This is a genomic window from Streptomyces sp. SAS_270, assembly GCF_052543295.1.
This window is the reverse complement of record NZ_JBMNDS010000025.1, coordinates 36,011-42,232: the sequence shown is the minus strand read 5'-3', so window position 1 is coordinate 42,232 and position 6,222 is coordinate 36,011. Positions and strand designations below refer to the sequence as shown.

Here is a 6,222-nt window from a genome sequence, read left to right as displayed (position 1 = left end):
TCCCCCCCCTCCCCCCCCCCTCCCCCCCCCCCCCCCCCCCCCCCCCCCCCCCCCCCCCCCCCCCCCCCCCCCCCCCCCCCCCCGACGCCGTACGGCAAAAACCGTCAGAACCGCCGAGTGATCAGCGCCTTCTTCACCTCGGCGATCGCCTTGGTGACCTCGATGCCGCGCGGGCAGGCGTCCGTGCAGTTGAACGTGGTGCGGCAGCGCCACACGCCGTCCTTGTCGTTGAGGATCTCCAGGCGCTGCTCCCCGGCCTCGTCACGCGAGTCGAAGATGAAGCGGTGGGCGTTCACGATGGCGGCCGGGCCGAAGTACTGGCCGTCGTTCCAGAACACCGGGCAGGACGAGGTGCAGGCGGCGCAGAGGATGCACTTCGTCGTGTCGTCGAAGCGCTCGCGGTCCTCGGCCGTCTGCAGACGCTCGCGCGTCGGCTCGTTGGTGTCCTTCGTGATGAGGAAGGGCATGACGTCGCGGTACGCCTGGAAGAACGGGTCCATGTCCACGACCAGGTCCTTCAGGACCGTGAGGCCCTTGATGGGCTCGACCGTGATGGGCTTCTCAGGGTTGATGTCCTTGATCAGCGTCTTGCAGGCGAGACGGTTCTTGCCGTTGATCCGCATGGCGTCCGAGCCGCAGATGCCGTGCGCGCAGGAGCGGCGGAAGGTCAGCGAACCGTCCAGGTCCCACTTGATCTTGTGCAGCGCGTCGAGGACACGCTCCTTCGGGTCGATCTCCAGCTGGAAGTCTTCCCAGGCCGCCTCCGCCGAGACTTCGGAGTTGAAGCGGCGGACGCGGAAGGTGACCGTGATGTACGGCGAGTCGGCGAAGCCCGCCTCGGGCTTGGCGTCTTCCTTGTCGAGAGTCGGGGTAGCCATCAGTACTTACGCTCCATCGGCTGGTAGCGGGTCTGGACGACCGGCTTGTAGTCGAGACGGATCGACTCGGTGCCGTCGTCGCCGACCTCGCGGTACGCCATGGTGTGGCGCATGAAGTTGACGTCGTCGCGGTTCGGGTAGTCCTCGCGGTAGTGACCGCCGCGCGACTCCTTGCGGGCCAGCGCCGACACCGCCATGACCTCGGCGAGGTCGAGGAGGTTGCCGAGCTCGATGGCCTCCAGGAGGTCGGTGTTGAACCGCTTGCCCTTGTCCTGGACCGAGACGTTCTTGTAGCGCTCGCGCAGCTCCGCGATCTTCTCGACCGCCGTCTTGATCGTCTGCTCGGTGCGGAACACCATCACGTTGGCGTCCATGCACTCCTGCAGCTCCAGGCGGATCGCGGCGACCCGCTCGGTGCCCGTCGAGCTGCGCAGCCGCTCGACCTGCTCGACGACCTGCGACGCCGGCTCCTCGGGCAGCTCGACGTGCGAGGAGACCGTGGCCGAGTACTCGGCCGCCGCGATACCCGCACGCTTGCCGAACACGTTGATGTCGAGGAGCGAGTTCGTGCCGAGACGGTTCGCGCCGTGCACCGACACGCACGCGACCTCGCCGGCCGCGTACAGGCCTGGGACGACGGTCGTGTTGTCGCTCAGCACCTCACCCGCGACGTTCGTCGGGATGCCGCCCATCGCGTAGTGCGCGGTGGGCTGGATCGGGATCGGGTCCGTGTAGGGCTCGATGCCGAGGTACGTGCGCGCGAACTCCGTGATGTCGGGCAGCTTGGCGTCCAGCTGCTCCGGCGGGAGGTGCGTGAGGTCGAGGTAGACGTGGTCGCCCTCGGGACCGCAGCCGCGGCCTTCACGGATCTCCGTGTAGATGGAGCGCGAGACGACGTCACGGGACGCGAGGTCCTTCATGACGGGCGCGTACTTCTCCATGAAGCGCTCGCCGTCCTTGTTGCGGAGGATGCCGCCCTCACCGCGGGCGCCCTCCGTCAGCAGGATGCCCATGCGCCAGATGCCGGTCGGGTGGAACTGGAAGAACTCCATGTCCTCCAGCGGCAGCCCGCGACGGTAGACCGCCGCCTGACCGTCACCCGTCAGCGTGTGCGCGTTCGACGTCACCTTGAAGAACTTGCCGGTGCCGCCGGACGCGTAGATCACGGCCTTCGCCTGGAAGACGTGGATCTCGCCGGTCGCCAGTTCGTACGCGACGACGCCCGCCGAGTGCTTGACGCCGTCGACCTCGACGATCAGCTGGTCGAGGACATAGAACTCGTTGAAGAACTCCACGCCCTCCTTCACGCAGTTCTGGTAGAGCGTCTGGAGGATCATGTGGCCGGTGCGGTCGGCCGCGTAGCAGGAGCGACGGACGGGCGCCTCACCGTGGTTACGGGAGTGGCCGCCGAATCGCCGCTGGTCGATCGTCCCGTTGGGCGTGCGGTTGAACGGCAGGCCCATCTTCTCCAGGTCGAGGACCGAGTCGATGGCCTCCTTCGCCAGGATCTCGGCGGCGTCCTGGTCGACCAGGTAGTCGCCGCCCTTGACCGTGTCGAAGGTGTGCCACTCCCAGTTGTCCTCCTCCACGTTGGCGAGCGCGGCGGCCATGCCGCCCTGCGCCGCGCCCGTGTGGGAGCGGGTGGGGTAGAGCTTCGTGAGCACGGCGGTGCGGCTGCGCTTCGTCGCCTCGATGGCGGCGCGCATGCCCGCGCCACCGGCGCCGACGATGACGGTGTCGTACTTGTGGATCTTCATGGTGTGTGCCTCAGCCCCGTGCCTATCGGATGTTCGGGTCGAAGGTGAAGATCACCAGCGTGCCCAGCAGGATCGTGAACACCGTGGCGGTGTAGAGCAGGCCCTTCAGCCACAGGCGTGTGTTCGCGCGCTCCGCATAGTCGTTGATGACCGTGCGCAGGCCGTTGGCGCCGTGCAGCATCGCGAGCCACAGCATGGCGAGGTCCCAGACCTGCCACCACGGGGAGGCCCAGCGGCCGGCCACGAAGGCGAAGCCGATCTTGGAGACGCCGCCGTCCAGCACGAGCTGGATCAACAGGTGGCCGAGGACCAGGACGACCAGCACGACGCCCGACAGGCGCATGAAGAGCCAGCCGTACATCTCGAAGTTGCCGCGGGTCGACTTGGGGGTCTTCTTGGTCCGCTTGCGCGGGGCCTCGATGAGCGGCGCCGGGTTGTCGACGTCGTACGCCGAAACTCCTGCGCCCTCGACGGGTCCGATCCCGGAGGCGGCGGTTTCAGTGGTGGACATCTGTGTCAGCTCCCGAAGACTTCGCGGAATGCGTGACCGAGGACGGGGTAGAGGGCCCCGGCCATCAGCACGACCCAGATACCGACGACGGACCAGAGCAGCTGCTTCTGGTAGCGCGGGCCCTTGGACCAGAAGTCGACGGCGATGACACGCAGGCCGTTGAGCGCGTGGAAGAGGATCGCGGCGACGAGGCCGTATTCCAGCAGCGCGACGATCGGCGTCTTGTACGTGGCTACGACCTTGTCGTAGTCCTCGGGGGAGACACGCACGAGAGCGGTGTCCAGCACGTGTACGAACAGGAAGAAGAAGATGAGGACGCCGGTGACTCGATGAGCCACCCAGGACCACATTCCTTCCCGGCCGCGGTACAGCGTTCCAGCCGGCACGGAAGTCCCTCCGGGAGCGGGGATTGGGGCCGCGCCGGCTTGTGTGGTCGGTCGGGCCCGGCCGGGTACGGTCCACCGGCCCTAAGCATCGTAGCGACGGTTGCCTGTGGGGCTTACAGGGGGCCTACCGGTGTGATCAAACTGGCACGCGTATGGGTTAGCGTCGGCGGCTTCTGGGGTGGGTTGTTCTGTTATCTGCCGAGTGCGGCGCCCTTATGGCTGGTCGCGCAGTTCCCCGCGCCCCTGAGCAGGTCCCCCAACCGTTGCCCCGCCAGGCGCCGGAGTTCCTCCGCGGCCACGACCCGCTCCTCCTCGGGATCGTTCGTCAACCGTGACCGGATGCCCGCCAGGACGTGGTCAAGTGCCTCGCCCTCGGGCGTGTCACCCAGGTAGATGACGAACGCGTGCCCGAACCGGGCCTCGTACGCCGCGTGTGCCGCGTTCAGCGCCATGTGTGCCGCGCCGTACGCGTCCTCGGGCAGCGACGGCAGCGACTCCCCGGCCAGCGCCTCCGCGAGGTCGCCCGGGGTCAGGTCGTAGGCCGCCTCGTCGGCCGCGGCGAGGAGGGCGTCCAGGTCGGGGTAGGGGCGGTGGTCGGCGAGGCGGTGGGCCCAGCGCAGGCTGCGAAGGCAGGTGAGGAGGGCGCGCTCGGCGGCTTCGGCGGACGCGGAGTTGAACGGCTCCAGGCGGGCCGGGGACGGCGCGGCGCCCTTCTGCTCGGGTAGTGCGACCTGGCCGGGGAGGCGTGGGAAACGGTGCGAAGGCAGCGTGGGTCCTCGGCGGTGAAAGGGGGCTGAAACGGGCGATATGCGTGGACGCCACGTGTGGGTCGGCAGGGGAAGGTGTGAGAGATGTGCCCTCACGTTATCCAGGAGGGTCAGCAGCTGTCCGACGGATGCCCGAATTTCACCCGCACGGGAGAGTTTCGGAACGTGTGGTGGACGCATGAAGTGCTCGTCGGGTCATAGGTTGGCGCGGTGAGCGAGCGCAGGCGCCGAGCACGGGCGCGACAGAGCCGAGTACGCACGGGCGGGATCCTCGTCGCCGCCGGAGTCGCCGTGGCGGGCGCCGCGGCCGCGGTCACCGTGAGCCTGTGGCCGAGCGGCGACAGCAGCGGGCCCGCGGCGCATCGGCCCTCGGACGCCGGATCCGCGACGGCGCCCCACCCCTCCGCCCGCACCAACGCCCCCAGCCCGTCCCCGACCCGCAGCTACCCCCTGTCCGCGACACCCCGCACGATCCCCGCCGTACGCGAGCACACCCCGGCGCGCGGACCGGGCTGGCGTCCGGCGCGCGGCGGCCGGGTCGTGATCGACGACGAGGAGCTCGCCGACGAGGGCCGGCTGCTCGCCGGGGAGATCGGGCTCACGTACGCCGGGCAGAAGGACGCCCGGGCGGGAGATGTCGAGCTGGGTCTCGATGGCGCCCGCACCGGCACGGAGTCGTACACCCTCACCGTCAAGAACCGCAGGGTCACCATCACCGCCCCGGCCGAGGCGGGCGTCTTCTACGGCACGCGCACCCTCAAGCAGGAGGTCCACGGCGGCGGTACGGCGCCCGAGGGCGTCGTCCACGACCGGCCGGCCAAGCCGCGGCGCGGGCTCATGCTCGACATCGCGCGCAAGCCCTACACGGCGGCCTGGATCGAGGACCGGGTGCGCGAGCTGGGCGACCTGAAGTTCAACGAGCTGGGCCTGCACTTCTCCGACGACCAGGGCTTCCGCATCGAGTCCGACAAGCACCCCGAGGTGGTGTCGCGGCAGCACCTCACCAAGGCCGAGGTCCGCCGGATCCTCGCGCTCGCCGCGAGCCGGCACATCACCGTCGTCCCCGAGATCGACTCGCCCGGCCACCTGGGCGCCGTGATCGCCGCGCACCCCGACCTCCAACTGCGCAGCGCGAGCGGTGGCGCCACGCGCGGCACCCTCGACATCTCCAAGCCCGGGGCGGCGAGGATCGTCGACGAGCTGCTGAACGAGTACGCCGGTCTGTTCCCCGGCGCGTACTGGCATCTCGGCGGCGACGAGTACCAGGCGCTGACGGTGTCGAACCCGGCGGCGTCGTATCCGCAGCTGGCCGCCGCGGCACGCAGCCGGTACGGCTCGGGCGCCGGGATCGCCGACCTCGCGACCGGCTGGCTCAACGACCGCGCCGACGTGGTGCGCGGGCACGACCGGACGCCGAGGGCCTGGAACGACGGGTTCTTCCGCGGCGGCGTGGTGCGGCCGGAGGGCGACATCGAGGTCGCGTACTGGACGGGCAAGGAGATCGGCGCCCGGCAGCCCGTCGAGTATCTGAGCGCGGGGCGCAAGCTGCTCAACTACAACGACGAGTACCTCTATTACGTACTCGGCCAGCCGCAGACCTTCGTCTACCCGGCCGGGGAGCGCATCTACGAGCAGTGGACCCCGCGCGTCCTGCGCGGCAGTACGCCGGTCGCGGGGAAGTACGACCCGCAGATCCTCGGCGGCACCTTCGCGGTCTGGGGCGACTTCCCGAACGCGCAGACGCAGGACCAGGTCGCGGCCGGCATCCGGATGCCGCTGCGCGCCACGGTCCAGAAGCTGTGGAACCCGAACAAACCGGCGCTGTCCTGGGCGGACTTCAGGAAGCTGGCGGACCGGCTGGGCTGATCCGAGAGCGGGAGCGGAGTGGACGGGCGGGTCGGGGGAACCGTATGTTCCGCCTGC

At 69.5% G+C, this 6,222-nt stretch carries 6 protein-coding genes; 1 reads left to right on the top strand and 5 read right to left on the bottom strand.

Annotation, left to right across the window (positions count from 1 at the left end):
- Nucleotides 1–104 precede the first annotated feature (104 nt).
- The 5 genes from ACN6LB_RS18855 to ACN6LB_RS18835 all read right to left on the bottom strand — a co-directional run bounded on the left by ACN6LB_RS18855 (nt 105) and on the right by ACN6LB_RS18835 (nt 4,299).
- On the bottom strand, nt 105–878 hold the full coding sequence (locus tag ACN6LB_RS18855) for a succinate dehydrogenase iron-sulfur subunit (protein WP_356131826.1): 774 nt from the start codon (nt 876–878) through the stop codon (nt 105–107).
- Nucleotides 878–2,635 carry a succinate dehydrogenase flavoprotein subunit gene (gene sdhA / locus ACN6LB_RS18850; RefSeq protein WP_445026928.1) on the bottom strand — a complete coding sequence of 586 codons (1,758 nt, stop codon included), beginning with the start codon at nt 2,633–2,635 and terminating at the stop codon, nt 878–880. The genes ACN6LB_RS18855 and sdhA overlap by 1 nt, the downstream gene beginning before the upstream one ends.
- 22 nt (nt 2,636–2,657) lie before the next feature.
- Complete coding sequence (locus tag ACN6LB_RS18845) at nt 2,658–3,146, bottom strand: succinate dehydrogenase hydrophobic membrane anchor subunit (RefSeq protein ID WP_445026927.1); 489 nt, start codon at nt 3,144–3,146, stop codon at nt 2,658–2,660.
- 5 nt (nt 3,147–3,151) lie between these two features.
- Nucleotides 3,152–3,532, bottom strand: coding sequence for a succinate dehydrogenase, cytochrome b556 subunit (gene sdhC, locus ACN6LB_RS18840; protein ID WP_356131835.1), 381 nt, complete (start codon nt 3,530–3,532; stop codon nt 3,152–3,154).
- A 191-nt stretch (nt 3,533–3,723) separates the two neighbouring features.
- A complete protein-coding gene (locus tag ACN6LB_RS18835; protein WP_445026966.1) occupies nt 3,724–4,299 on the bottom strand; it encodes a 2-oxo-4-hydroxy-4-carboxy-5-ureidoimidazoline decarboxylase in 576 nt (191 codons plus the stop codon).
- A gap of 210 nt (nt 4,300–4,509) precedes the next feature.
- On the opposite strand from ACN6LB_RS18835, the gene ACN6LB_RS18830 reads away from it, so the two are divergent.
- The gene (locus tag ACN6LB_RS18830; RefSeq protein ID WP_445026926.1) at nt 4,510–6,165 is read left to right on the top strand and encodes a beta-N-acetylhexosaminidase; all 1,656 of its coding nucleotides are present in this window, start codon (nt 4,510–4,512) and stop codon (nt 6,163–6,165) included.
- Nucleotides 6,166–6,222: the final 57 nt, after the last annotated feature.

Excerpts from the sequence above, each read along its gene's own strand:
- ACN6LB_RS18855 (WP_356131826.1), bottom strand. The coding sequence starts at position 878 with ATGGCTACCCCGACTCTCGACAAGGAAGACGCCAAGCCCGAGGCGGGC.
- ACN6LB_RS18845 (WP_445026927.1), bottom strand. The coding sequence starts at position 3,146 with ATGTCCACCACTGAAACCGCCGCCTCCGGGATCGGACCCGTCGAGGGC.
- sdhA (WP_445026928.1), bottom strand. The coding sequence starts at position 2,635 with ATGAAGATCCACAAGTACGACACCGTCATCGTCGGCGCCGGTGGCGCG.